This is a genomic window from Streptomyces sp. NPDC002734 (genome assembly GCF_040295685.1).
Taxonomy (GTDB): Bacteria; Actinomycetota; Actinomycetes; order Streptomycetales; family Streptomycetaceae; genus Streptomyces.
In genome coordinates, this window is record NZ_JBEOVU010000005.1 from 105,286 (window position 1) to 129,389 (window position 24,104).

Genomic DNA, 24,104 nt, shown 5'->3' on the forward strand with positions numbered 1-24,104 from the left:
GATCAGTCTGGCGGGTGCGCCGCGAAAGGTCTAGTCCACTTGCGGGGCTTGGTCATGCCTTGACGGTCCTCGGGCGCTCGCGACGGGGCCTGGGTGCCGCGACGTGACCCCGGGTGCGGTCCGGCGGGGTGTCCGCGTCAGCGGTTACCGTGCAGGGATGGAGGAGCTCACTGGCAGGGAACGGGACGTGCTCGCGCTCGAGCGGCGGGGGTTCGCGGGGCCCGGCGCCAAGGAGCGGGCCATCCGCGAGGAGCTCGGCCTCGCCCCCGTGCGGTACTACCAGCTGCTCAACGCGCTGCTGGACGACCCGCGGGCGCTGGCGCACGACCCGGTGACGGTGAACCGGCTGCGCCGCGTCCGGGACAGCCGCCGCGCGGAACGCTGATCGGGGGGTTGGCGGCCGACTGCGCGGTTATGGTCCCGATATGGGCAGCGACCAGAACCAGACCTCTGCGAACTCTTCCTCCGGCGACCTCGGTGACGGCGACCTCGGTGACGGCGACCTCGGTGACGGCGGCCTCGGTGACGGCGGCCTCCCGGAGCCGGTGACGGCGGCCGGACGGGACGGGCTCGAGGCCATCCTCGCGGCGCCCGAGCGGGCCGTGATCGCGCTGGACTTCGACGGCACGCTGGCGCCGATCGTGCCGGACCCGGACCGTGCCCGCGCGCACCCCGAGGCGGTGCCCGCGCTGGCCGCGCTGGCGCCGAAGGTGGCGGCGGTGGCCGTGGTCACCGGGCGGCCGGCCGAGGTCGCGGTGCGCAACGGCGGCTTCGCAGGGGTGGCCGGCCTCGACCACCTCGTGGTGCTCGGGCACTACGGGGCGGAGCGGTGGGAGGCCGCCACCGGCAAGGTCACCGCGCCGGACCCGCACCCGGGGGTGGAGGCGGTGCGGCGGGAGTTCCCCGAGGTGCTGGCCTCGGTGCCGCAGTCGCGCGGCACCTGGATCGAGGACAAGGGCCGCGCGCTGGCCGCGCACACGCGGCGGGCCGAGGACCCCGAGGCGGCCTTCGAGGCCCTGCGGGAGCCGCTGTACGCGCTGGCGGAGCGGCACGGACTGATCGTCGAGCCGGGGCGGATGGTCCTCGAGCTGCGGCCGCCGGGCATGGACAAGGGGGTCGCGCTGTGCGCCTACCTGCGGGACGTCGGCGCCGGGGCGGTGCTGTACGCCGGGGACGACCTCGGGGACATCCCCGCCTTCGACGCGGTGGAGGCGCTGCGCGGCGAGGGGCTGCCGGGGGTGCTGGTCTGCAGCGCGAACGACGAGGTCCGCGAGCTCGCCTCCCGCGCCGACGTCGTGGTCCCCGACCCCGAGGGCGTCGTCCGCCTCCTCGCGGCCCTCGCCGCCCGCCTGGGCTGACCCCGGCCCGCCGGCGTCCGGGTCTGTGGGCCGTCAGGGTGAAATACCGGCCGCCGGTGACGGTTTCGGCGTGTCGCGTGGGATTCATCCCTGTCGGGTGCTGAAGCAGCGCCTTCTTCTCTGTCCGTCGCGGCGCGATCCGCGGCGGGCGCGAAAGGAGCAGCTCGTGATACGAACCCGGCTCGCATACGTGGCGGCCCTGGCGGTCGCCCTGTCCGTGACCTCGGCGGGGCCGTCGTCGGCCGCGGCGGTCGACGACCAGGACGTCATGTTCGTGAAGGCCGCGCACCAGGGCAATCTCGCGGAGATCGCCGCCGGACAGGACGCGCAGAAGAACGCCACGACCGCGTGCGTGAAGAAGGTCGGCTCGGTGCTCGTGCGCGACCACACCAAGCTCGACGCGGACGTGCGGGCCCTGGCGGGCAAGCTCGACATCGCGCTGCCCGCCGGCCCCACCGAGGAGCAGAAGCGGGAACTCGCCGCGGTGCAGGCCAAGGCGGGCAGCAGCGCCTACGACAAGGCGTGGCTGATGCTCCAGGACGCCGCGCACACCAAGACGCTCGCCCTGATCGACCAGGAGCTGAAGGCCGGCGGCAACGCCGAGGTCAAGGCGGCGGCGCGGGCCGCGCGGCCGGTGGTGGCGATGCACCTCGACATGGTGCGCGGCGGTGTCTGCCACGCGGCGACGGACGCCGGGACGGTGAAGGCCGGAAGCGGCGGACAGCTGGCGGAGCAGGACGGCGGCGGCCTGCCCGCGGCCGGAGCGGCCGGCCTGGTGGGCGGCGGACTCCTCGCCGGCGTCGGCGCCGCCTGGCTGGCACGCAACCGGCGGCGGTCGGCCCACCGGAGCTGACCTTGCGGCGTCGGCGCCGCCCTGCGGTGGCCGCCGTCGTGTGCGCGCTCGGCGCCGCGACGGCGACCGCCGGATGGGCCGTGCTCGTGGGCCCGTCTCCCTTCCCGGAGGCGGGCCCGGTGCCGTCGGTTGCCGCCTCCGCGGCCCCGGCTGGTGGCCGTGGTCCGGCCGTGCCCACGGAGGTGCGCGGGCCGGCGGGCTTCCGGGCGGCGCTGGTCCCGGTCGCGGCGCGGGCCGACGGCTCGCTGGCGTTGCCGGGGGACGCCCGGCTGGGGGGCTGGTGGGCGCTGGGGGCGTCGGCCGGGGCCGCCCGCGGCACCCTGCTCGTCGCCGGACACGTCGACACGGCCCGCGACGGCCTGGGCGTGTTCGCGGCGCTGCACCGGCTGAGGGTCGGCACGGCGGTCGACGTGGTCGGGGCGGACGGCCTGGCCCGCCGCTACCGGATCACCGCCCGCCGCACCTACCCGCAGCGCGCCCTGCCGCGCGACCTGTTCAGCCGCGACGGTCCCCACCGGCTGGTGCTGGTCACCTGCACCGGCGTCTACCACCGGGCGGCGGGCGGCTACGACCGGAACCTGGTGCTCTACGCCGTCCCCGTCCGCCCGGGCGCTCCCGGGCCCCCTGCCGTCACCGGGCCGCCTGCCGTCACCGGGCCCCTGCCGTGACCGGGCTCCCTGCCGTCACCGGGCCGCTGCCCCGCTAGGGCGACCCCCGCTGCCCGTCCGCCCCGAGGGGCACGGCACGGGGCCCCGCCCTCAGGAGAGCGGGGCCCCGGTACGGGCGGCGCGGTGCGGCTGTCAGCGCGGCGTGGTGGTCAGCGTGCCGTGGTGGTCAGCGCGTCGAGCTGGTCGAGGAACCACTTGGCCGGCGGCGTGGCGGTGGCCGCCGCGACGAGCCGCTTGGTGCGGTCGGCGCGCTCGCCCGGGGGCATCGTCAGGCCCTCGTGCAGCGCCCGCGCGGTGGCGTTCACGTCGTAGGGGTGGACGGTGATCGCGTCGTCGCCCATCTCCTCGTGCGCCCCGGCCTCGCGGGAGAGCACCAGCGCGCAGCCGTTCTCGGCGAGCACCGGCACCTCCTTGGCGACCAGGTTCATGCCGTCGCGGATGGGGTTGACCAGCGCCACGTCGGCCAGCCGGTACGCGGCCAGCGAGCGGGCGAAGTCGTCCTGGAGGTTGAGCACCACCGGCGTCCAGTACGGCGTGCCGTACTCCGCGTTGATCTCCTCGGCGACCCGCGCGACCTCCGCGGTGTAGTCCCGGTAGACGGCGAGGTCCTGCCGCGAGGGGTAGGCGAAGGCCACGTGCACGACGCGGTCGCACCACTCGGGGTGGTCGTCGAGCAGCTGCCGGAAGGCGTGCAGGCCGCGGACGATGTTCTTGGAGAGCTCGGTGCGGTCCACCCGCACGATCGTCCTCCGCGGGTTCCCGTCGGTGTCCTGGCCGATCTCGGTGCGCAGCTCCGCCACGCGCTGGTCGACGTCGGCCTGACGGGCCCGCTCGCGCAGGAAGTCGGCGTCGGCGCCGAGGCCGTGCACGCCGATCCGGGTGTCGCCGAGGCCGCCGACGACGGTGTCGCAGCAGGCGGTGAAGGCGTCGGCCCAGCGCTGGGTGAGGAAGCCCAGGCGGTCGGCGCCCAGCATGCCGCGCAGCACGGACTCCGCGACGTCGTCGGGCAGCAGCCGGAAGTACTCCGGCGGTGCCCAGGGCGTGTGCGAGAAGTGCCCGATGCGCAGGTCGGGGCGGAGCTCGCGGAGCATGCCGGGGGCCAGCGTCAGGTGGTAGTCCTGCACCAGCACCGCCGCGCCCTCGGCGGCCTCCTGGGCCAGCGCCTCGGCGAACGCCCGGTTGTACTCCTGGTAGGCGGCCCACTGCACCCGGAACTCGGTGTCGAACACCGGTTCGAGAGGGGTCTGGTAGAGCATGTGGTGCACGAACCAGAGCGTCGAGTTGGCGATGCCGTTGTACGCCGCGTGATGGGTCTCGGCGGAGATGTCGAGCATCTTCACGCCCGGCTCGCCCACCCCGCGCCGGACGGCCTCGCGGTCCCCTTCGCCCAGCGCCGAGCAGACCCACAGGGCGCCGGCGTCGGGGCCGATCGCGGAGAGCCCGGAGACCATCCCGCCACCGCCCCGCCGGGAGACCAGCGAGCCGTCCCCGGCGACCGAGTAGGAGACCGGGCCGCGGTTGGAGGCGACCAATACCTGTGCAGATCTTTCGGCGGAACCCATACGCGTCACCTAGCCCGGAGGAGAAAAATCCAAACGTGCGGCGATCACTCCGCGACGACGGCAGCGCCCCGCGCGAGGACGGGACGCTGCGCCGAACGGGTGGGATCAGGCCACTTCGCGTGAGCGGTACTCGACGATCTCCGCCATCGGCGGCCGCTCCAGGGTGTCCACCGCGTGGGTCCGCGGCGTGAAGCCCCTGTCGGTCCGGTCGAACTGCGTGATCAGCGGCCGGACCATCTGTCCGCGGGCCAGCCGCAGCTGGGCGGTGCGGTAGATCGTGGCGGCCATCCGGCCCAGGGCCTGGCTGTCCTGGTTGCGGTGCTTGCGGACGCCCACGTCGACCTGCGCGAGCGCGTCCAGGCCCACCGTGTGCAGCGAGTCGATCAGCATGGCCAGCTCGATGCCGTAGCCCACGGGGAACGGCAGCCGCTCGAGCAGCGACCGGCGGGCCGCGTACTCGCCGCCCAGCGGCTGCACGAATCCGGCCAGCTGGGGCCAGTGCAGGTTGATGAGCGGGCGGGCCATCAGCTCGGTGACCCGGCCGCCCTGACCGGGCTCGGCGCCCAGCGGGCGGTCGTACATGGCCTTGACCAGCGAGATGCCCGGATCGGTGAGCAACGGCCCCACCGTGCCGGTCACGAAGTCGGAGGAGAAGTCACGCAGGTCGGCGTCGACGAAGCAGACGATGTCGCCGCTGGTGGCCAGCAGCGAGCGCCACAGCACCTCGCCCTTGCCGCGGACGGCGGGGACCCGGGGCAGGATGCTGTCGCGGTGGACCACCTTGGCGCCCGCCGCGGCGGCCACCTCGGAGGTGCGGTCGGTGGAGGCGGAGTCGACGACCACCAGCTCGTCGACGAGCGGGACCTGCTCCACCAGGTCCCTGCGGATCGTGGAGACGATGTCACCGACGGTCGCCTCCTCGTTGAGCGCCGGCAGGACGACGGAGACGGTCGAGCCGCTCTGGCGCTTGGCGGCGAGTATCTGGTGCAGCGGGCGGTCGGTCACATGCCAGGAGCGTGTGCCCAGCCAGCCTTCGACTTCTTCCAGCACAGTCACCGGCTCCTTCACTGTCCCCGCCTGCCTTGCGGCGGGCGGTCCGTCTCGCGTTCCGGACGATCCTCTCAACTGTCCTGGCCTTCGGTTACAGTCTTGAACATCACCAGTGACCACCGCATGTCGGGGTCGGCGTCACTCGACTGGTAGATGCGAGTCCCCCTTGCGGGAGTGGCTCAAAACGCGCGACGCGAAACAACCGAACAACAACAGAAGAACGCTCATCCAGAGGGGCAGAGGGATACGGCCCGATGAAGCCCCGGCAACCCTCCAGCCGCGCCCGCTCACGCGAGGCCCCGGCTAGGGAAGGTGCCAAATCCGTCTCACGGCGAAGACGCCGCTGAGGAAGATGAGGAGAAAGGGCCTCGCCTCTCATGGCTGTACAGACTGTCACGACCGATTCCGCGTCCACGACGACCTCCGCCGCCTCTGTCGATCTCGGTCCGGCCACCGCGCTCTCCTGTCGCGAATGCGGCCACCGCGTCCCGCTCGGCCCCGTCTTCGCCTGCGAAGAGTGTTTCGGGCCCCTCGAGATCGCCTACGACTTCTCCTCCTACGAGGCCGGGGAACTGCGCCGTCGCATCGAGGCCGGTCCCGCCAACATCTGGCGCTACGCCCCGCTGCTGCCCGTGCCGGCCGACGTCGCCGACAAGCCCAACCTGAACCCGGGCTGGACCAAGCTGGTCAAGGCCGACAACCTGGCCCGCGAGCTCGGCGTCACCGGCGGCCTGTACGTCAAGGACGACTCCGGCAACCCGACGCACTCCTTCAAGGACCGCGTGGTCGCCCAGGCCCTCGAGGCCGCCCGCGCCTTCGGCTTCACCACCCTCTCCTGCTCCTCCACCGGCAACCTGGCCGGCGCGGTCGGCGCCGCCGCCGCCCGGGCCGGCTTCCGCTCGTGCGTGTTCATCCCGCACGACCTGGAGCAGGGCAAGGTCGTCATGGCCGCGGTCTACGGCGGCGAGCTGGTCGGCATCGACGGCAACTACGACGACGTGAACCGCTTCTGCTCCGAGCTGATCGGCGACCCGGCCGGCGAGGGCTGGGGCTTCGTCAACGTCAACCTGCGCCCGTACTACGGCGAGGGCTCCAAGACGCTGGCGTACGAGATCTGCGAGCAGCTCGGCTGGCGGCTGCCGGACCAGCTGGTGATCCCGATCGCCTCCGGCTCGCAGTTCACCAAGATCGACAAGGGCCTCAAGGAGCTCATCGCGCTCGGTCTGGTCGAGGACAAGCCGTACCGGCTGTTCGGCGCCCAGGCGAACGGCTGCTCGCCGGTCTCCGTCGCCTACAAGGCCGGCCACGACGTGGTCCGCCCGCAGAAGCCGGACACCATCGCCAAGTCGCTGGCCATCGGCAACCCGGCGGACGGCCCGTACGTCCTGGACATCGCCCGCCGCACCGGCGGCGCGGTGGAGGACGTCACGGACGAGGAGGTCGTGGCGGGCATCCGGCTGCTGGCCCGCACCGAGGGCATCTTCGCCGAGACGGCGGGCGGCGTGACGGTCGGCGTCACCCGCAAGCTGATCGAGAACGGTCTGCTGGACCCCACGCTCACCACGGTCGTCCTCAACACCGGCGACGGCCTCAAGACGCTGGACGCGGTGGCCGACCAGGGCCTCACCGCGACCATCCGTCCGAGCCTGGAGTCCTTCCGCGAGGCCGGCCTCGCCTGACGGCCGCCGCCGTCGCCACCCCGGGCCGCGGTCCGTCCGTCCCGTCACCCGCTCACCGTCATCGGAGGTCACCCCGCATGAGCGTCACCGTCCGCATCCCCACCATCCTCCGCACCTACACCGGCGGACAGGCCGAGGTGGACGCCGAGGGCGCCACCCTGGGCGAGGTCATCGCCGACCTGGAGAAGAACCACACCGGCATCGCCGCGCGCGTGCTCGACGACCAGGGCAAGCTGCGGCGCTTCGTCAACGTCTACGTGAACGACGACGACGTGCGGTTCGAGCAGGGTCTGGAGACTGCGACGCCCGCGGGCGGCAACGTCTCGATCATTCCCGCGGTGGCCGGCGGCGCCTGACGGCCACGCATTTTCCCGCCCGCCTTTCCGGTGCCGCGTTTCGGGTACCACCCCCGCGTGCCGCCTTTCCGCCTCCGGAAAGGCGGCACCGCCGTTTTCCCGCACCGCCGCTTTCACGCGCCGCCCTCTCCGGGTCGTACCGGCTCCATGCCGGCGTCACATTTCATCGACAAGCGGAAGCGGCGATTCTGCATGATTGGGCGCGGTACAGTTGGGGTATCCCGCGCCGAACTCGGGCCGGGCGCCGACGGGTTCCTGCCTCCCGCACGACAAGAAGCAGCCAAACTGCGCGGGTCTTTTGCGCGGTTCGCTCCTTCTGTCCGCCCCGACTTGCCCTGAATTCCGGCGAAATCTCAGCATATTCCTGGCTGCCCGTCTCCAGAATTGTCGTCGGAATGACCTGTTGCAGAGGGCAGTTGGACAGATACATTCGGCCGCGGTCGACGCGTTCCGGCGCACGCCCGTCGCTCTCGGCGGCGGGTGAGGTCTGACCCGGATCCGCGAAGTGTGGATCTGTGCAAGGGCCAGTAATAGGGGAGTTAGGCATGGCTCAGGGCACCGTCAAGTGGTTCAACGCGGAGAAGGGGTACGGCTTCATCGCGGTCGACGGTGGTGCGGACGTCTTCGTGCACTACAGCGCGATTCAGATGGACGGCTACCGCACCCTCGAGGAAGGCCAGCGGGTCGAGTTCGAGATCTCGCAGGGCCAGAAGGGGCCGCAGGCGGACATGGTCCGACTGGCTGCCGGCTGAACGTCTCGACCGAACATCCTGACGTGACATCGGGCCCGCGGCCCCCTCGGGGGGCCGCGGGCTCCTTGCGTTCCCGGTGACCCTCCCGCCCCACCCCTCCTCCCCCTCCCGCCCTTGTGCGCCCGGGCCGTCCGGCGCCCCGACGGGGGCGCGCGAGGGTGTCCAGGGGGCGGGAAACGGGGGTGGGATCGGGGGAGTGTCTTGCACTCGCAGGGGGCGAGTGCTAATTATTGCGTTAGCACTCTGAAGGTGAGAGTGACAACGATGGACCGGGTCGGTGAGGTCCGCGTTGCTGTTGGCGGGGAAGGAACCGTCCGGCACGCAGGCCGTCCGTCGCGGGCGCGGGCGCGGTCCGAAGGAATCACCCCCAGTCCTGGGAGGACCACTTCACATGGCCAAGATCATCGCGTTCGACGAGGAGGCGCGGCGCGGCCTCGAGCGCGGCATGAACCAGCTCGCGGACGCCGTCAAGGTGACGCTCGGCCCCAAGGGCCGCAACGTCGTCCTCGAGAAGAAGTGGGGCGCCCCCACGATCACCAACGATGGTGTTTCCATCGCCAAGGAGATCGAGCTCGAGGACCCGTACGAGAAGATCGGCGCCGAGCTGGTCAAGGAAGTCGCCAAGAAGACGGACGACGTCGCCGGCGACGGTACGACCACCGCGACCGTGCTCGCCCAGGCGCTGGTCCGTGAGGGCCTGCGCAACGTGGCGGCCGGCGCCAACCCGATGGCCCTCAAGCGCGGTATCGAGAAGGCCGTCGAGGCCGTCTCCGGCGCCCTGCTCGAGCAGGCCAAGGAGATCGAGACCAAGGAGCAGATCGCCTCCACCGCCTCCATCTCCGCCGCCGACACCCAGATCGGCGAGCTCATCGCCGAGGCGATGGACAAGGTCGGCAAGGAAGGCGTCATCACGGTCGAGGAGTCCCAGACCTTCGGTCTGGAGCTCGAGCTCACCGAGGGCATGCGCTTCGACAAGGGCTACATCTCGGCGTACTTCGCGACCGACATGGAGCGCATGGAGGCGTCGCTCGAGGACCCCTACATCCTCATCGCCAACTCCAAGATCTCCTCGGTCAAGGACCTGCTCCCGCTCCTCGAGAAGGTCATGCAGTCGGGCAAGCCGCTGCTGATCATCGCCGAGGACGTCGAGGGCGAGGCCCTGTCGACCCTGGTGGTCAACAAGATCCGCGGCACCTTCAAGTCCGTCGCGGTCAAGGCCCCGGGCTTCGGCGACCGCCGCAAGGCCATGCTCGGCGACATCGCCATCCTCACGGGCGGCGAGGTCATCTCCGAGGAGGTCGGCCTCAAGCTGGAGAACGCGTCCCTGGACCTCCTGGGCCGCGCCCGCAAGGTCGTCATCACCAAGGACGAGACCACCATCGTCGACGGCTCCGGCTCCGCCGACCAGGTCCAGGGCCGGGTCAACCAGATCCGCGCCGAGATCGAGAACAGCGACTCGGACTACGACCGCGAGAAGCTGCAGGAGCGCCTGGCGAAGCTCGCCGGCGGTGTCGCGGTCATCAAGGCCGGCGCCGCCACCGAGGTGGAGCTCAAGGAGCGCAAGCACCGCATCGAGGACGCCGTCCGCAACGCGAAGGCCGCCGTCGAGGAGGGCATCGTCGCCGGTGGTGGCGTGGCCCTGCTGCAGGCCTCCCAGGTCTTCGAGAAGCTGGAGCTCGAGGGTGACGAGGCGACCGGCGCTCAGGCCGTGAAGCTCGCGCTCGAGGCCCCGCTGAAGCAGATCGCCGTCAACGCCGGCCTCGAGGGCGGCGTCGTGGTGGAGAAGGTCCGCAACCTCACCCCGGGTCACGGCCTCAACGCCGCGACCGGCGAGTACGTCGACCTGATCGCCGAGGGCATCATCGACCCGGCGAAGGTGACCCGTTCCGCGCTGCAGAACGCCGCCTCCATCGCCGCGCTGTTCCTCACCACCGAGGCCGTCATCGCCGACAAGCCGGAGAAGGCCGCCGCGGCCGCTCCGGGCGGCATGCCGGGCGGTGACATGGACTTCTGAGCCTGACGGCTCGAAGCCCTGACGCACGCGTCACGCAGGAGGGCGGCACCCACCACGGGTGCCGCCCTTCGGCGTTCTCGCGTACCGGGTGCGGGTGCGGGTGCGGGTGCCGGTGCGGGTGCGGAACGGCTCCGGCGCGGGTGCGGTGCCGTGCGGCCCGTGTGCCGATCGTCACCGGCGGCGGGGAATGCCCCGGCATACCGACTGGTTCGCACAAGTACGCGGACGCGCACGCCGTCGGACGGCGTACGCGCCCGCGCAGTGTGAACAAGACCGATCGCTGACCGCCCCTCCCCTAGGAGCCCCACCGTGACCGTCGCCACCGGTGCCGAGATCGCCGACCGCGCCTCCCGGGTCCTGGCCCGCCCGCTCACCATCAACGGCATGACGCTGCGCAACCGTCTGGTGATGCCGCCCATGACCCGCAAGTTCTCCCCGGGCGGCGTGCCGGGCGAGGACGTCGTCGCCTACTACCGGCGGCGCGCCGCGGCCGAGGTCGGGCTGATCGTGACCGAGGGAACGTACGTCGACCGTCCGGCCGCCGGTGACAGCCGCCGGGTGCCGCGCTTCCACGGCGAGGACGCGCTGGCCGGCTGGCGCGAGGTCGTCGAGGCGGTTCACGCCGAGGGCGGGAAGATCGTCCCGCAGCTGTGGCACGTCGGCATGACCCGCCCGGAGGGCCGCGGCCCGTCCCCGGACGCCCCGTCCGAGGGCCCGTCGGGCCTGCTGCTGAACGGTGAGGCGGCCCCGAACGGCCGCGCGATGACCCAGGAGGACATCGACGCCACCGTCGCCGCCTTCGCCCGGGCCGCCGCCGACGCCGAGCGCGTCGGCTTCGACGGCATCGAGCTGCACGGCGCCCACGGCTACCTGATCGACCAGTTCCTGTGGGAGCGCACCAACCGCCGCACCGACAAGTACGGCGGCGACGCGGTGGCCCGCACCCGCTTCGCGGTGGAGATCGTCGAGGCGGTCCGCGCCGCGGTCTCGCCCGACTTCCCGGTCATCTTCCGCTTCTCGCAGTGGAAGTCCGAGGCCTACGACGCCAAGCTGGCGACCACCCCGGAGGAGCTGGAGGCGGTGCTGCGGCCGATCTCCGAGGCCGGCGTGGACGCCTTCCACGCCTCCACCCGCCGCTACTGGCTGCCCGAGTTCGAGGGCTCCGACCTCAACCTGGCCGCCTGGACGAAGAAGCTGCTCGGCAAGCCGGTGATCACCGTCGGCTCGGTGGGCCTGGACGGCAACTTCACCGACGCCTTCGCCGGCAAGGGCTCCCCGGTGCGCGCCGTCGACGACCTGCTGGACAGCGTGGAGCGCGAGGAGGTCGACCTGGTGGCGGTCGGCCGCGCGCTGCTCCAGGACCCCGAGTGGGGCGCCAAGCTGCTCGGCGGGCGCACGGACGAGATGTCCTCGTACGACCCCGCCTCGCTGATGAACCTGCACTGATCCCCGACCCACACCACCGCCGGGACGCGAACGGGCCCGGGGCGCGGATCGTCTCCGCGCCCCGGGCCCTTCCCGTCGCCGTCGCCGTCCGGCGGGGCCGTGCGTCCCCGTCGCCGTCGCCGTCCGACCGGGCCGCGCGGCCCGGTCAGCCCATCGGTTCGACGGGGACGACCCGGGGTTCGCCCCAGACGCGCAGCACCTCGTAGTCGGTGAACTCGTGCACCAGCCGGTACGCCATGGCGGGGCGCGGGGAGCGGCGCTCGGCGGCCAGGAACAGCTCGGCCTCCCGACGGTCCCGGCGCGGCGTGCCGCACAGCTCCCAGGCGCGGCCGTTCCACGCCTCCGGCAGCCAGCGCTGCTGCGGCTGGGGACGGTCGCCGTGCATCCCGTACCGCGACGGCACCGGGTCCACCGGGCGGTCCGGGACCGGGCCGCCGCTGAGCCGGGCCCTGCGGGCCGAGCGGCGGCGGGTCTCGCAGAGCAGGCACAGGTCCGGCGCGCTCGCGTCCACCGGCCCGTTGGGGTGTTCCGGGCAGCGGGTGGCCGGGGCGGCCGTGGTGACGGTGTCCTCCAGCAGCTCCATCGCGCGCCGCAGGTCGCCCTTCAGCTCGTGCAGCCGCGAGTCGGGGGTGTCGGCACCCAGGGCCTCCCCGTGCTCGCCGAGCACGCGCAGGGCGCGGCCCAGGGCGTTGAGCTGTGCGTGGTTCACGGCGGTGCGGTCCTTTCCGGGACGTGACGGGACCGGCGCGACGGTGCGGGAGCGGGACCGGCCGGGAGCCGGAGCCCTGCGCTTCGCGGTGACGTCGCGGCGGGCCACGGGTCGGAGTGCGTCGGAGTGCGGCTTCCAGCGTCGCACACGCCGTGCCGGCCCCCGGAGCGCGTGCGGTGGGCGCGGCGGCGCACAATGCGGGCATGACCGCATCCCACGCCGACACCGCCGACCTCGACGCGCTGCGCGCCCGCTGGACGCGGACCCTGACCGCCGCCCGCGGCGGGGCCGCGGAGCCGGATCCGGCGCCGTACGCGGAGAACCTGCTGGCCCGCTGGGCGGAGCCGCAGCGGCACTACCACACGCTCACCCACCTGACCGCGGTGCTGGACCGGGTGGACGAGCTGGAGCGGTACGCGGCCGACGCGGACGTGGTGCGCCTGGCGGCCTGGTTCCACGACGCCGTGTACCGGCCGGACCGTTCCGAGAACGAGGAGCGGTCCGCCCGCATCGCGGAGACCGCGCTTCCCGAGGCCGGCGTCGACGCGGCGAGGACGGCCGAGGTCGCGCGCCTGGTCCGGCTCACCGTCACCCACGACCCGGCCGACGACGACCGCGACGGCCAGGTGCTGTGCGACGCCGACCTGGCGGTCCTCGCCTCGCCGCCCGAGGCGTACGCCGCGTACACGGCGGCGGTCCGGCAGGAGTACCACTTCGTCCCGCCCGAGCTGTTCCGCGAGGGCCGGGCCGCGGTGCTGCGTCAGCTCCTGGAGCTGCCCCGGCTGTACCGCACCCCCCACGGCGCGGAGCACTGGGAGGCGACCGCCCGCTACAACCTGCGGGCCGAAATGGACCTGCTCACCGGCTGATCGCCACCTAGGCTCCGTACATGACAAATCTGGGGGCCCTCGGGGGCGACGCGGCGGCGCGGGCAGTGACGGACACGGTGGCCGAGGCGGTGGCGGCACTGCGGCCGGCCGCGGGACGCGACTGGTCCGACGTCCGGGCGGGACGGACCGAGTGGAACTGCCTGCGCACCGCCGAGCACGTGGTCAGCGACCTCTTCGCGTACGCCACGCAGCTGGCGACGCGCGCGCCGGACGCGTACCGGCCCGTCGAGTACACGGTGGACCCGCCGCACGACGGCGCCGCCGTGGCGAAGGACGCGCTGGAGGCGATCGAGGCGGGCGGCGTGATGCTCGCGCTGACCTGCCGCACCGCGCCCCGGGCGGCCCGCGGCTTCCACCCGTACCCCTTCCGCAGCGCGGGCCGGGAGGGCTTCGCCGCGATGGGCATGGCGGAGGTCCTGCTCCACACCCACGACATGGCGCAGGGGCTGGGCGTCGATTTCCGGCCGTCCGCCGAGCTGTGCGGCTACGTGCTCGCGCGGCTCTTCCCCCACGTGCGCCAGGGCGAGGACCCGTGGCGGACCCTGCTGTGGGTCACCGGACGGGGGGAGCTGTCCGGCGAGGAGCCGGTGGAGACGTGGCGCTGGTACAACAACCCGCTCGTCGAGGCGGAGCGGCTGACGATGGAGGCGCTGACCGTGCCGGCCGCGGCGGACCTCGCGCTCGGCGGCGACGGCGGCTTCGACTGGGTCTCCGGCGGGCCGTTCGAAGGCACCCGGGAGGGCGCCTCCCTCATCACCGCGGCCTACGAGAAGGGTGCCTTCCGGCCCGAGTGGACCTCCTACGTCCTGGTGCGCCGTGAGGACGACCGCGCGGTCGGCTCGATGGGCTTCCACGGGCCGCCGGACGAGGACGGCCAGGTGGAGATCGGCTACGACCTCGCCGTCGCGGCCCGTGGCAAGGGATACGCCACGGAGGCCCTGCGGGCGCTGAGCACCTGGGCGTTGGCCCACGACGGGGTGGACGTGGTGACGGCCCGCGTGGACCCCGCGAACACGGCCTCCCGGCACGTCCTGGAGCGCGGCGGCTTCGCCCGCGCCGGCCACGTGGACGAGGCCGGCGGCGTCCTGGTCTTCGAGCGCCGCGCCGACTGACCGGCGGCGGGCCGGTGAGGCGGGGCCCGTCCCCGCGGAGGCGGCCAGGCCGCGGGGTTGCCGGGCCGCCGGGTCGCCGAGCCGCCGGGTTGCCGAGCCGCCGAGCCGCCGAGCTGCCGGGTCGCCGGGTCGCCGGGCCCGCGGAGAGGTCAGGGGAGGTCGGCGAGGCCCGGGGTCTTGCGGCGGCGCAGGCCGGCGGCGTGCAGGCGGCGGACGATCTCGCGGCTGCGCACCGGGATGGCACCGGCCGCGACCGCGGCGGCGTACAGGTCGGCGGGGATGTCGTAGTGGTCGCCGTCGAAGGCCCGGACGGGCGCGCCCAGTCCGGCCGCGAAGGCGTGCAGCTCCTCGAAGGAGACGTCGCTGATCAGGTGGGACCACAGCCGGCCGTGACCGGGCCAGTCGGGCGGGTCGATGTAGGCGGCCACCGGATCAGGAAGCCCCCGGCAGGGCGGAGGCGAGCCCGCCGACCGCCGCCACCCGTACGCCCGCCTGATGGCACACCCAGTGCGGGTCCGGCCCCAGCTCCGGCTCGATCTCCAGCGCGTGCGGCTCGCCGTGCGCGCAGACCGGGCACAGCGGCCACCGCCCGTACTTGTCGAGCAGCGCGTCCTGGACGTCCTGCGCGACCAGGCCGGGCAGGAAGTCGGCGCCCTCCGGCCACTGTTCCACCCACCAGCGGCGTTGCACCACCGAGTCCTCGACCAGTGAAACCACGTCGGCCTGGGCGACGTCTCCAGCTACCAGGTCGGCGAGGACCAGGGCGCGTGCCGCGTGCACGGCCTGTTCGAGGGGGGTGATGGCGCTCATGCACCCATTGTCACGCGCCCTTGACCGCGGCAGGCGATGAAAATAGCTTTCAGGTACACCTCGTGAGATGAAGGAAATTTTCGTGAGCGCAGCGAGCCAGCCGTCCGCCGCCCGCAGGGCCGCGACCCGCTCCCCGGACCGGGCCGTGGCGCCCGCCCCGCCCGCTCCGGCCGCCCTGGCGGCGAAGGTGCGGACGCTGGCCCCGTCGATGACGCGGTCCATGCAGCGGGTCGCCGAGGCCGTCGCCGGTGATCCGGCGGGCTGCTCGGCGCTCACCGTCACCGGGCTGGCGCAGCTCACCGGCACCAGTGAGGCCACCGTGGTGCGCACGGCGCGGCTGCTGGGCTACCCCGGCTACCGGGACCTGCGGCTCGCGCTGGCCGGTCTCGCCGCACAGCAGGAGTCGGGCCGCGCGCCGTCGGTGACCGCCGACATATCCGTGGACGACCCGATCGCCGAGGTCGTCGCGAAGCTGGCCCACGACGAGCGGCAGACCCTGGCCGACACGGCCGCCTCCCTGGACACCGCTCAGCTCGGCGCGGCCGTCGCGGCGATGGCGGCCGGCCGGCGGATCGACGTGTACGGGGTGGCTGCCTCCGGCCTGGTCGCCCAGGACCTCGCGCAGAAGCTGCTGCGGATAGGGATGGTCGCGCACGCGCACAGCGACCCGCACCTGGCCGTCACCAACGCCGTGCAGCTGCGCGGCGGGGACGTGGCGGTGGCGATCACCCACTCCGGCTCCACCGGGGACGTGATCGAGCCGCTGCGGGTGGCCTTCGAGCACGGCGCGACGACGGTGGCCATCACCGGCCGCCCCGGATCGCCGGTCACCCAGTACGCGGACCACGTGCTGACCACCTCGACGGCCCGGGAGAGCGAGCTGCGGCCGGCCGCGATGTCCTCGCGCACCGGTCAGCTGCTGGTCGTCGACTGCCTGTTCGTGGGCGTCGCCCAGCGCACCTACGACCGCGCCGCGCCCGCCCTGTCCGCCTCCTACGAGGCGCTCGCGCACCGCCACCGACGCTGACCCGGCCGCACCTCCGGCCGCGCCCACCCGCCGCCCTCATCACCGACTTCGTCCGCCGATCCCGCCCCACGACCCCGGGAGTGCCCGCCGCCATGTCCGGTGCCGAACTGAGAGTCCAGCTCGAGAGCCTCGCCACCGAGGCAGCCCGCCCCGACCTCGCCGAGCTCGACCGCCTGCCCACCGAGCGGATCGCCGAGCTGATGAACGAGGGGGACGCCGCCGTGCCCGCCGCGGTCCGCGGACAGGTGCCGCGGATCGCCGCCGCCGTGGACGCGATCGCCGCGCGGATGGCGCGCGGCGGCCGTCTGATCTACGCGGGCGCCGGGACGGCCGGCCGGCTGGGCGTGCTGGACGCCTCCGAGTGCCCGCCCACCTTCGGCACCGCCCCCGGGCAGGTCACCGGCCTGATCGCGGGCGGCCCCGAGGCGCTGGTGACCTCGATCGAGGGCGCCGAGGACGACGCGGACGCCGCGCGCGCCGACCTCGACGCGCTCGGCCTGACCGCCGGCGACTGCGTGGTCGGCGTCTCCGCCTCGGGGCGCACGCCGTACGCCGTGGCCGCGGTGGAGCACGCCCGCGCCGCCGGGGCGCTCACCGTGGGGGTGGCCTGCAATCCGGGCAGCCCGCTGGCCGCGGCGGCGGAACACCCCGTCGAGGTGGTGCCCGGTCCCGAGATCGTCGCGGGCTCCACGCGGCTGAAGGCCGGCACGGCGCAGAAGCTCGTCCTCAACATGCTCTCGACCATCACCATGGTCCGCCTCGGCAAGACCTACGGGAACCTGATGGTCGACGTCCGGGCCACCAACGAGAAGCTGCGGGCGCGCGCCCACCGGATCGTCGCCCTGGCCACGGGCGCGCCGGACGAGGAGGTGGCCGCGGCGCTGCGGGCCACCGGCGGCGAGGTCAAGCCCGCGGTGCTGGTGGTGGCCGCCGGGGTGGACGCGGAGACGGCGGCGCGGCTGCTGGAGAAGTCCGGCGGTCACCTCAGGGCGGCGCTCGGCGGGGCGGCGCGCTGACGCCGGACCTCAGGCGCCGGCGGCGTCCGGCGGCGCTTCGGTCTCCTCGTTCTCCTCGTTCAGCAGGTGGAACAGCAGGTGGTCCTGCCACCGCCCCGCTATGCGCAGGTATCGCGGGGCGACGCCGAACGGGGTGAAGCCGTTGCGGCGCAGGACGCGCTGCGAGGCGGCGTTGTGGAACAGCGTGCAGGCCTCCAGGCGGTGCAGCCCGAGCTCGCCGAAGGCCAGGCGCACCGCGTCGGCGACCGCGGCGGTGGCCAGGCCCCGGCCGCCGGCCTCCTGGGCCACCCAGTAGCCCAGCGACGCGGACAGGAACGCGCCGCGGACGACGTTGTTGACGCTCAGGCGGCCGGCCAGGCGACCGTCCTCGTCCAGGACCGCCAGCGGGACCATCACGCCGCGGGCGTGCAGTTCGAAACATTCGGCGAGCACCGCGCGCTGCCCGGAGGCGGTGAACCAGGAGTCCGGGCGCGCGGGTTCCCAGGGGTCCAGGAACGTCCGGTTGCGGCGGAGGCAGACGGCGAGTTCCTCGGCGTCGTCGAGCGTGACGAGGCGGGTGACGGGCGGCCGCATGGTCAGTTCCCTTCCAGCGCGCGGTGATGGCCGACGACGGGGCGCCCGTCGAGGAGGAAGCGGCCGGTCACGGTGAAGCCGCAGCGTTCCAGGACGCGGCGGGAGGCCAGGTTGTCCTCGTCGGCCGTCGCGGTGAGCGCGCGCAGGCCGTACTGCTCGGCGGCGGTCCGGCACAGCTCCCGCACGGAGGCGGTGGCCAGGCCCCGGCCCGCGTACCGCTCGGCGACCCGGTAGCCCAGCTCGGCGGAGCCGTCGGTCACGTCGACCAGGTTGACCCGGGCGGCGATCTCCCCGCCGTCGCCGCGCACCACGTGGAAGTGGCAGACGCCCGCCTCCTGTTCGGCCAGCAGGGCGTCGAGGCGGTCCGCGAAGTGGGCGAAGTACGCGTCGCCCCGGTCCGCGACGGTGCGGGCGAACCAGGCGCGGTTCTCCCGCTCGAAGGCCAGCAGGGCCTCCGCGTGGTCGGCGCGCAGGCGTTCGAGGGTGGGCATGGCGCGAGGGTACGCGTGGCGGCGGGGCCGCGCCCTGCCGTTTTCGAGGACCACGCCCGCCGCGTCCGGTCGCGATCCGCTGCCCGGCGGCGGTCGCCGCGTTAGCGTGACGGCATGACGACTCCCGCGGACGTACGCCGAGTTGACCGTGACCCCGAGCTGCCCGGGCGGCTGCTCACCGCCGAACGCGACGCGCTGGTCCCGCTGCTGCGGTCCCGGCCCGACGCCGACTTCGACCTGCCGGTGCCCGCCTGTCCCGGCTGGAGCGTGCGGGACGCGCTGTCCCACTGCGGGGCGGTGCTCACCCGCCTGGTGGAGGACCGGTGGGAGCGGGGGACCGGCGGCCCCGAGGCCAACGCCCGGGACATCGCGGAGCGGGCCGACTGGCCGGTGGCGCGGATCGTGGACGAACTGGAGCGGGGGATGGCCGAGGCCGGCGCCGCGATCGCCCGGAACGAGCGCGGGTCGCGGGACGGCGTCGCGTTCGGCGAGTGGGTGCACGCGGGGGACGTGCGCGAGGCGTGGGGACTGCCCGGGGCCTACGCGGGACCCGGGCAGGCGGACGCGCTGCGGCTGCTGGCCTGGGTGACCGCGCACTACGGCCTGGCCACCGTCCACGCCGACCTGGACGGCTACGACGAGCCGCTGCGGCTGGGCGATCCCGCGCGGACCCCGGCGCGGTACATCGGCGACGCGGCGACGCTGGTCCGGCTGTGCACGGGGCGGTCGACGGCGGGGGCGTCCTACGAGCTGGCCGGGGTGACCGAGGCCGAGCTGAACATCTTCGGCTGACCCGGCGGTGCGGGGCGCGTACCCTGGGGGTCCAATTGGACTAGACCTATGTGGTGGTGGCCCGTGAGTCTCGTGAGTGCGGAGCGTCCGGTGCTGGAGGTGATCGCGCTCGACGCCGAGGACGCGGTCGCGGCGCGGGAGGGCGGGGCGGACCGCCTGGAGCTGGTGACCGACATGGCGGCCGACGGGCTGTCCCCGTCGGCCGCCGTCTTCACGGCGGTGCGGGCGGCGGTGGACCTGCCGGTGCGCGTGATGCTGCGCCTGTCCGACGGGTTCTCCGCCGGAGGCGACGCCGGGGTGGACGAACTGGTCCGCCGGGCGGGCGAGTTGCGGGAGGCGGGCGCGACGGAGTTCGTGCTCGGCTTCCTGGACGGGTTCGGGCTGCTCGACCTCGCGGCGACGGAGCGGGTGGTGGCGGCGCTGGACGGCTGCGCGTGGACGTTCCACCGGGCGCTGGACCACGCGGCGGACCGGGCCGCGGTCCGCAAGGCACTGGCGGGGCTGCCGGGGCTCGACCTGTGCCTGACCGCCGGTGCGGCCGGCGGGGTGGGGACCGGCCTGCCCGTGCTGCTGGCCGAGGCCGCCGCCGCGACCCCCGGGGACCCCGGGCTGATGGTCGGCGGCGGGCTGCGGCTGGACCACGTGCCGCCGCTGCGGGCGGGCGGCGTCCAGGCCTTCCACGTCGGCGGCGCGGTCCGCGACGAGGGCGGCTGGGCGGGCCGGGTGTCCCCGGCCGCGGTGCGCGCCTGGCGCACCGCGGTGGACCTCGTCCCCGCCGCGTGACCGCCGCGCGGTGTGCCTCCCGCGCCGCGTGACCGCCGTGCCGCCCGGCCGCCCCGTCAGGCGAGGTGTGCGGGCAGGGCTGTCGCGTGGGTGACGACGAGGCCTGAGACGGCTCGGGTGAGGGTGACGTAGAGGCGCCGCAGGCCGGTGCGTTCGTCGGGCTCGCCGTCGACCACCGCCTGCGGCTCGTCGAGCACCACGTAGTCGTACTCCAGGCCCTTGGCCAGCGAGGCCGGCACCAGGGTGAGCCGGACGGCGGCGGTGGTCTCCTCGCCCGGCGCGAGGTGCTCGACGCCCGCCGTGGCCAGCGCCTCGGCCAGCACCGGCACCCGCGCGTCCGCGGCGATCAGGCCCACCGACCCCTCGTTGCGCAGCAGTTCCTGGCAGGCCGCGACGACGGCCCCGGTGTCCTCGACCGGCCGGACGTCGAAGAACCCGGGGTTCTCACGGACCGAGGTGACCGGCGTGAGTCCCGGCGCGATGTGCGGCAGCAGCCGCGAGGCGTACGTGATCACGTCCGTCGGCACGCGGAAGCCGGCGGTGAGCTCCTCCACCGCCCCGTCCGGCTTGCCGAGGTGCCGCAGCGCCTCGTCCCAGCTGCGCGTGGCCCACGGCGTGGTGCCCTGCGCGAGGTCGCCGAGCACCGTCGCCGAGCCGGTGGTGCAGCGGCGGCCCACCGCGCGGTACTGCATCGGGGAGAGGTCCTGCGCCTCGTCCAGCACCACGTGCCCGAGCGACGGCGTCCGCTGCACCAGGTCGGCCGCCTCGTCGATCAGCACCGCGTCCGCCGCCGACCACTTCGCGGACCGCACCGAGCGCGCCGGTTTCGTCCACAGCAGCAGCTTCTGCTCGTCCCCGGTGAGCACGCCCTCCGCCTGCTCGGCGAGGAACTCCGGGTCGGACAGCAGCCGCAGCACCAGCTTCGCCGGGTCCACCGGCGGCCACACCGCCTTGACGGCCGCCTTCACCGCCGCGTTGCGGGCCACCGAGTCCTGCACCCGGTCGTCCGGCGCCTCCCCGGACTGCTCCATCCGCACCAGCACCGCGTGCGCGATCCGCTGCGGCAGCGCCTCCCGGGCCGCGCCGTAACGGATGTCGCGGCCCAGCAGCTCGGTGACGATCTCCTCCAGCTCGTACGCCGGGATCCGCCACCGCCGCGAGCCGCGGACCACCACCACCGGCTCGGTGGGCATCGTGACGTGCGAGCGCACGGCCCGCCGCACCACCTCGGCCATCCGCGCGTCACCCTTGAGCAGCGCGGTGGCCGGCTCGTCGGCGCCGCGCACCTCGATGCCGGAGACCTGGGCGACCAGGTCGTCCACGGTGGCCTGCTTGACCTCCAGCTCGCCCAGCGCCGGCAGCACCTGCTCGATGTAGTGCAGGAAGGAGCGGTTCGGCCCGATCACCAGCGTCCCGGTGCGGGCCAGCCGCTCCCGGTAGGCGTACAGCAGGAACGCCACCCGGTGCAGGCCGACCGCGGTCTTCCCGGTGCCGGGGCCTCCCTGCACGCAGACCGTGCCGCCCAGCCCGGCACGGACGATCTCGTCCTGCTCCGGCTGGATGGTCGCCACGATGTCGCGCATCGGGCCGACGCGCGGCTTCTCGATCTCCTGCTGGAGCAGCCGGCTGGTGGTCTCCGCCTCCGCCGGGTCGGTCAGGCGCTCGTCCTCGTACGCGGTGAGCTCGCCGCCGGTGTAGCCGAAGCGGCGGCGCAGCCCGATGTCCATCGGGTCCTTGCGGGAGGCCCGGTAGAAGGCCTGGGAGACCGGTGCGCGCCAGTCGATGACCATCGGGTCGCCACCGGCGTCGTGCACGTGCCGCCGCCCGATATAGAACTGTTCCCCCCCGGCGCCCTCGGCCCGCTCGGCGCCCGGCGCGTGCAGGAAGTCGAGGCGGCCGAAGAACAGCGGGGTGTCGCTGAGGTCGGCGAGGGACCGGATGCGTTCGTCGATCTGCCGGGTCAGGATCTGCGCGTTCACCCAGTTGGCGGTGACGTCGCTGATGTCGAGGGCCTCGACGTCCTCCCGCATGGTCCGCAGCGCGGCCCTCGAGGCCGCCAGGTGGGCGCGCTCCCGGGCGAGCGGGTCACCGGCGTGAGGGTCCTCGGCGGGGGCGTCGGACGGGCTGGACGGGGTCGTGCTGGACACGGCATGCCTCCGGACGTACGTACCTGATGGTGTGCGGCGACGGGCCGCCGGGCGCGAGGCGCGGGGGCGGCGGACCGGCCGGTTTCCGTCCGGTCGGCGGCACTCCGGGGCACGGAGGCGGGAGACGCGGGATCCTACGCCCCCGCGCGGGGGCGGCGCCAACGCGTTTCCCGCCGCCATGGGCCCCGAGCTCCACCCGTGCCGGCCGGCTGGTGGCCCGGGTCACCCCGCGCCCCGCCCCGGGTGATGCACACTGGACGTTTGGCCGACGAGGTGCGGCCATGAGGGAGAGGTGGCGTGGGGTGAACGGTCCGCTGATCGTGCAGAGTGACAAGACGCTGCTGCTGGAGGTCGACCACGAGCAGGCCGACGACTGCCGTCGGGTCATCGCGCCCTTCGCCGAACTGGAGCGGGCGCCCGAACACATCCACACCTACCGGATCACGCCGCTCGGCCTGTGGAACGCCCGCGCCGCCGGGCACGACGCCGAGCAGGTCGTCGACGCGCTGGTCACCTACAGCCGCTACCCGGTGCCGCACGCGCTGCTGGTCGACATCGCCGAGACGATGGACCGCTACGGCCGGCTGACGCTCTCCAAGCACCCCGTGCACGGCCTGGTGCTCACCACCACCGACCGGCCGGTGCTGGAGGAGGTGCTGAAGTCCAAGCGGATCGCCCCGCTGGTCGGCGTCCGCATCGACGCCGACTCGGTGGCCGTGCACCCTTCCGAGCGCGGCCAGATCAAGCAGACGCTGCTCAAGCTGGGCTGGCCCGCCGAGGACCTCGCCGGGTACATCGACGGCGAGGCGCACCCGATCGACCTGCACGAGGACGGCTGGCAGCTGCGGCCGTACCAGAGGCAGGCGGTGGAGAACTTCTGGCACGGCGGCAGCGGCGTCGTCGTGCTGCCCTGCGGCGCGGGCAAGACGCTGGTCGGCGCGGGCGCCATGGCCGAGGCGAAGTCGACCACGCTGATCCTGGTCACCAACACGGTCTCCGCCCGGCAGTGGAAGTCCGAGCTGGTGCGGCGCACCTCGCTGACCGAGGAGGAGATCGGCGAGTACAGCGGCACGAAGAAGGAGATCCGGCCGGTCACGATCGCCACCTACCAGGTGCTGACGACCCGGCGGAAGGGCGTCTACCCGCACCTGGAGCTGTTCGACTCCCGCGACTGGGGGCTGATCCTCTACGACGAGGTGCACCTGCTGCCCGCGCCGGTCTTCAAGTTCACCGCCGACCTCCAGGCCCGGCGGCGGCTCGGGCTGACCGCCACCCTGGTGCGCGAGGACGGCCGGGAGTCCGACGTCTTCTCGCTGATCGGGCCCAAGCGGTTCGACGCGCCGTGGAAGGAGATCGAGGCGCAGGGGTACATCGCGCCCGCCGACTGCGTCGAGGTGCGGGTCAACCTCACCGACTCCGAGCGGCTGGCGTACGCGACCGCCGAGACGGAGGAGAAGTACCGCTTCTGCGCGACGACGGCCACCAAGCGGAAGGTGACGGAGGCGCTGGTCCGGAAGTTCGCCGGGCAGCAGATCCTGGTCATCGGGCAGTACATCGACCAGCTCGACGAACTGGGCGAGCACCTGGGCGCCCCGGTCATCAAGGGCGAGACCAGCAACGCGCAGCGGGAGAAGCTGTTCGACGCGTTCCGCAACGGCGAGATCAACGTGCTGGTCGTCTCGAAGGTCGCCAACTTCTCGATCGACCTGCCCGAGGCGACGGTCGCCATCCAGGTGTCCGGCACGTTCGGGTCCCGGCAGGAGGAGGCCCAGCGGCTGGGGCGGGTGCTGCGGCCGAAGGCGGACGGGCACCAGGCGCACTTCTACTCGGTGGTCGCGCGGGACACCGTCGACCAGGACTTCGCGGCGCACCGGCAGCGGTTCCTGGCCGAGCAGGGGTACGCCTACCGCATCGTCGACGCCGACGACGTGCTCGCCGCCGACTGACGGACCGGGGCGCGGGCGGTCCGGAAGGTACCGCCCGCGGTCCGGCGGGGCGGGCGCGTCGCCGTCGCGG

At 73.9% G+C, this 24,104-nt stretch carries 24 protein-coding genes and 1 riboswitch; of the genes, 16 read left to right on the forward strand and 8 right to left on the reverse strand.

The genetic code is table 11. The annotated features are described in order from the left end of the window. Positions 1-157 precede the first annotated feature (157 nt). The 4 genes from ABT026_RS06900 (at position 158) to ABT026_RS06915 (ending at position 2,879) form a co-directional block, all read left to right on the forward strand. A complete protein-coding gene (locus ABT026_RS06900) occupies positions 158-385 on the forward strand; it encodes a DUF3263 domain-containing protein (RefSeq protein WP_351113002.1) in 228 nt (75 codons plus the stop codon). Positions 386-425: 40 nt separating this feature from the next. Continuing rightward, positions 426-1,358: a trehalose-phosphatase gene (gene otsB / locus ABT026_RS06905; RefSeq protein ID WP_351113004.1), complete on the forward strand. Its 933-nt coding sequence runs from the start codon at positions 426-428 to the stop codon at positions 1,356-1,358. 166 nt (positions 1,359-1,524) lie between these two features. Next, positions 1,525-2,211, forward strand: coding sequence for a DUF4142 domain-containing protein (locus ABT026_RS06910; protein WP_351113006.1), 687 nt, complete (start codon positions 1,525-1,527; stop codon positions 2,209-2,211). A 170-nt stretch (positions 2,212-2,381) separates the two neighbouring features. Beyond that, positions 2,382-2,879 carry a class F sortase gene (locus tag ABT026_RS06915; protein ID WP_351113008.1) on the forward strand — a complete coding sequence of 166 codons (498 nt, stop codon included), beginning with the start codon at positions 2,382-2,384 and terminating at the stop codon, positions 2,877-2,879. Positions 2,880-3,028: 149 nt separating this feature from the next. Here the strand turns inward: ABT026_RS06915 and ABT026_RS06920 are convergent, their stop codons facing one another. Both ABT026_RS06920 and ABT026_RS06925 read right to left on the reverse strand, forming a co-directional pair. Continuing rightward, positions 3,029-4,441, reverse strand: coding sequence for an alpha,alpha-trehalose-phosphate synthase (UDP-forming) (locus ABT026_RS06920; protein ID WP_351113010.1), 1,413 nt, complete (start codon positions 4,439-4,441; stop codon positions 3,029-3,031). A 105-nt stretch (positions 4,442-4,546) separates the two neighbouring features. After that, positions 4,547-5,491, reverse strand: coding sequence for a glucosyl-3-phosphoglycerate synthase (locus ABT026_RS06925; protein WP_351113012.1), 945 nt, complete (start codon positions 5,489-5,491; stop codon positions 4,547-4,549). Between the two features lie 221 nt (positions 5,492-5,712). Further along, positions 5,713-5,850: riboswitch (SAM riboswitch) on the forward strand. A gap of 18 nt (positions 5,851-5,868) precedes the next feature. On the opposite strand from ABT026_RS06925, the gene thrC reads away from it, so the two are divergent. The 5 genes from thrC to ABT026_RS06950 all read left to right on the forward strand — a co-directional run bounded on the left by thrC (position 5,869) and on the right by ABT026_RS06950 (position 11,738). Continuing rightward, positions 5,869-7,170, forward strand: a complete 1,302-nt coding sequence (thrC, locus tag ABT026_RS06930) for a threonine synthase (RefSeq protein WP_351113015.1) — start codon at positions 5,869-5,871, stop codon at positions 7,168-7,170. 77 nt (positions 7,171-7,247) lie between these two features. Beyond that, a complete protein-coding gene (locus ABT026_RS06935) occupies positions 7,248-7,526 on the forward strand; it encodes a MoaD/ThiS family protein (protein WP_351113016.1) in 279 nt (92 codons plus the stop codon). Positions 7,527-8,071: 545 nt separating this feature from the next. Beyond that, on the forward strand, positions 8,072-8,278 hold the full coding sequence (locus ABT026_RS06940; RefSeq protein ID WP_005486335.1) for a cold-shock protein: 207 nt from the start codon (positions 8,072-8,074) through the stop codon (positions 8,276-8,278). Between the two features lie 391 nt (positions 8,279-8,669). Continuing rightward, positions 8,670-10,292, forward strand: coding sequence for a chaperonin GroEL (gene groL, locus ABT026_RS06945; protein ID WP_351113017.1), 1,623 nt, complete (start codon positions 8,670-8,672; stop codon positions 10,290-10,292). A 309-nt stretch (positions 10,293-10,601) separates the two neighbouring features. Then, positions 10,602-11,738, forward strand: a complete 1,137-nt coding sequence (locus ABT026_RS06950) for an NADH:flavin oxidoreductase (protein WP_351113018.1) — start codon at positions 10,602-10,604, stop codon at positions 11,736-11,738. 145 nt (positions 11,739-11,883) lie between these two features. Here the strand turns inward: ABT026_RS06950 and ABT026_RS06955 are convergent, their stop codons facing one another. Then, on the reverse strand, positions 11,884-12,447 hold the full coding sequence (locus ABT026_RS06955) for a hypothetical protein (protein ID WP_351113019.1): 564 nt from the start codon (positions 12,445-12,447) through the stop codon (positions 11,884-11,886). Between the two features lie 203 nt (positions 12,448-12,650). On the opposite strand from ABT026_RS06955, the gene ABT026_RS06960 reads away from it, so the two are divergent. Then, on the forward strand, positions 12,651-13,316 hold the full coding sequence (locus ABT026_RS06960) for an HD domain-containing protein (protein ID WP_351113020.1): 666 nt from the start codon (positions 12,651-12,653) through the stop codon (positions 13,314-13,316). A 20-nt stretch (positions 13,317-13,336) separates the two neighbouring features. Beyond that, positions 13,337-14,449, forward strand: coding sequence for a GNAT family N-acetyltransferase (locus ABT026_RS06965; RefSeq protein WP_351113021.1), 1,113 nt, complete (start codon positions 13,337-13,339; stop codon positions 14,447-14,449). Between the two features lie 149 nt (positions 14,450-14,598). On the opposite strand, the gene ABT026_RS06970 is transcribed toward ABT026_RS06965, so the two are convergent. Next, the gene (locus ABT026_RS06970) at positions 14,599-14,877 is read right to left on the reverse strand and encodes a DUF4031 domain-containing protein (protein ID WP_351113022.1); all 279 of its coding nucleotides are present in this window, start codon (positions 14,875-14,877) and stop codon (positions 14,599-14,601) included. A 4-nt stretch (positions 14,878-14,881) separates the two neighbouring features. After that, the gene (locus ABT026_RS06975; RefSeq protein WP_351113023.1) at positions 14,882-15,259 is read right to left on the reverse strand and encodes a DUF8819 family protein; all 378 of its coding nucleotides are present in this window, start codon (positions 15,257-15,259) and stop codon (positions 14,882-14,884) included. A 67-nt stretch (positions 15,260-15,326) separates the two neighbouring features. On the opposite strand from ABT026_RS06975, the gene ABT026_RS06980 reads away from it, so the two are divergent. Beyond that, positions 15,327-16,286 (forward strand): MurR/RpiR family transcriptional regulator, encoded by a 960-nt coding sequence (locus ABT026_RS06980; RefSeq protein WP_351113024.1) that lies wholly within the window; start codon positions 15,327-15,329, stop codon positions 16,284-16,286. A gap of 92 nt (positions 16,287-16,378) precedes the next feature. Next, positions 16,379-17,302: an N-acetylmuramic acid 6-phosphate etherase gene (gene murQ, locus ABT026_RS06985; RefSeq protein WP_351113025.1), complete on the forward strand. Its 924-nt coding sequence runs from the start codon at positions 16,379-16,381 to the stop codon at positions 17,300-17,302. Positions 17,303-17,311: 9 nt separating this feature from the next. Here the strand turns inward: murQ and ABT026_RS06990 are convergent, their stop codons facing one another. Both ABT026_RS06990 and ABT026_RS06995 read right to left on the reverse strand, forming a co-directional pair. Then, on the reverse strand, positions 17,312-17,875 hold the full coding sequence (locus ABT026_RS06990; RefSeq protein ID WP_351113026.1) for a GNAT family N-acetyltransferase: 564 nt from the start codon (positions 17,873-17,875) through the stop codon (positions 17,312-17,314). A gap of 2 nt (positions 17,876-17,877) precedes the next feature. Then, on the reverse strand, positions 17,878-18,366 hold the full coding sequence (locus ABT026_RS06995; RefSeq protein ID WP_351113027.1) for a GNAT family N-acetyltransferase: 489 nt from the start codon (positions 18,364-18,366) through the stop codon (positions 17,878-17,880). Positions 18,367-18,480: 114 nt separating this feature from the next. Between ABT026_RS06995 and ABT026_RS07000 the strand changes: the two genes are divergently transcribed. Together ABT026_RS07000 and ABT026_RS07005 are read left to right on the forward strand one after the other, a co-directional pair. Beyond that, positions 18,481-19,158 carry a maleylpyruvate isomerase family mycothiol-dependent enzyme gene (locus ABT026_RS07000; RefSeq protein WP_351113028.1) on the forward strand — a complete coding sequence of 226 codons (678 nt, stop codon included), beginning with the start codon at positions 18,481-18,483 and terminating at the stop codon, positions 19,156-19,158. A 63-nt stretch (positions 19,159-19,221) separates the two neighbouring features. After that, positions 19,222-19,941 carry a copper homeostasis protein CutC gene (locus ABT026_RS07005; protein WP_351113029.1) on the forward strand — a complete coding sequence of 240 codons (720 nt, stop codon included), beginning with the start codon at positions 19,222-19,224 and terminating at the stop codon, positions 19,939-19,941. Between the two features lie 56 nt (positions 19,942-19,997). On the opposite strand, the gene ABT026_RS07010 is transcribed toward ABT026_RS07005, so the two are convergent. Continuing rightward, positions 19,998-22,088 carry a HelD family protein gene (locus ABT026_RS07010; protein WP_351113031.1) on the reverse strand — a complete coding sequence of 697 codons (2,091 nt, stop codon included), beginning with the start codon at positions 22,086-22,088 and terminating at the stop codon, positions 19,998-20,000. Positions 22,089-22,390: 302 nt separating this feature from the next. Here ABT026_RS07010 and ABT026_RS07015 point away from each other — a divergent pair, with 302 nt between their 5' ends. Further along, on the forward strand, positions 22,391-24,034 hold the full coding sequence (locus tag ABT026_RS07015; protein WP_351113127.1) for a DNA repair helicase XPB: 1,644 nt from the start codon (positions 22,391-22,393) through the stop codon (positions 24,032-24,034). Positions 24,035-24,104 lie beyond the last annotated feature (70 nt).

What these genes read in the sequence shown, in the direction of transcription:
- ABT026_RS06900 (WP_351113002.1), top strand. Translation starts at nt 158, where the DNA reads ATGGAGGAGCTCACTGGCAGGGAACGGGACGTGCTCGCGCTCGAGCGG.
- otsB (WP_351113004.1), top strand. Translation starts at nt 426, where the DNA reads ATGGGCAGCGACCAGAACCAGACCTCTGCGAACTCTTCCTCCGGCGAC.
- ABT026_RS06920 (WP_351113010.1), bottom strand. Translation starts at nt 4,441, where the DNA reads ATGGGTTCCGCCGAAAGATCTGCACAGGTATTGGTCGCCTCCAACCGC.
- thrC (WP_351113015.1), top strand. Translation starts at nt 5,869, where the DNA reads ATGGCTGTACAGACTGTCACGACCGATTCCGCGTCCACGACGACCTCC.
- ABT026_RS06935 (WP_351113016.1), top strand. Translation starts at nt 7,248, where the DNA reads ATGAGCGTCACCGTCCGCATCCCCACCATCCTCCGCACCTACACCGGC.
- ABT026_RS06940 (WP_005486335.1), top strand. Translation starts at nt 8,072, where the DNA reads ATGGCTCAGGGCACCGTCAAGTGGTTCAACGCGGAGAAGGGGTACGGC.
- groL (WP_351113017.1), top strand. Translation starts at nt 8,670, where the DNA reads ATGGCCAAGATCATCGCGTTCGACGAGGAGGCGCGGCGCGGCCTCGAG.
- ABT026_RS06960 (WP_351113020.1), top strand. Translation starts at nt 12,651, where the DNA reads ATGACCGCATCCCACGCCGACACCGCCGACCTCGACGCGCTGCGCGCC.
- ABT026_RS06965 (WP_351113021.1), top strand. Translation starts at nt 13,337, where the DNA reads ATGACAAATCTGGGGGCCCTCGGGGGCGACGCGGCGGCGCGGGCAGTG.
- ABT026_RS06975 (WP_351113023.1), bottom strand. Translation starts at nt 15,259, where the DNA reads ATGAGCGCCATCACCCCCCTCGAACAGGCCGTGCACGCGGCACGCGCC.
- ABT026_RS06980 (WP_351113024.1), top strand. Translation starts at nt 15,327, where the DNA reads ATGAAGGAAATTTTCGTGAGCGCAGCGAGCCAGCCGTCCGCCGCCCGC.
- murQ (WP_351113025.1), top strand. Translation starts at nt 16,379, where the DNA reads ATGTCCGGTGCCGAACTGAGAGTCCAGCTCGAGAGCCTCGCCACCGAG.
- ABT026_RS06990 (WP_351113026.1), bottom strand. Translation starts at nt 17,875, where the DNA reads ATGCGGCCGCCCGTCACCCGCCTCGTCACGCTCGACGACGCCGAGGAA.
- ABT026_RS06995 (WP_351113027.1), bottom strand. Translation starts at nt 18,366, where the DNA reads ATGCCCACCCTCGAACGCCTGCGCGCCGACCACGCGGAGGCCCTGCTG.
- ABT026_RS07000 (WP_351113028.1), top strand. Translation starts at nt 18,481, where the DNA reads ATGACGACTCCCGCGGACGTACGCCGAGTTGACCGTGACCCCGAGCTG.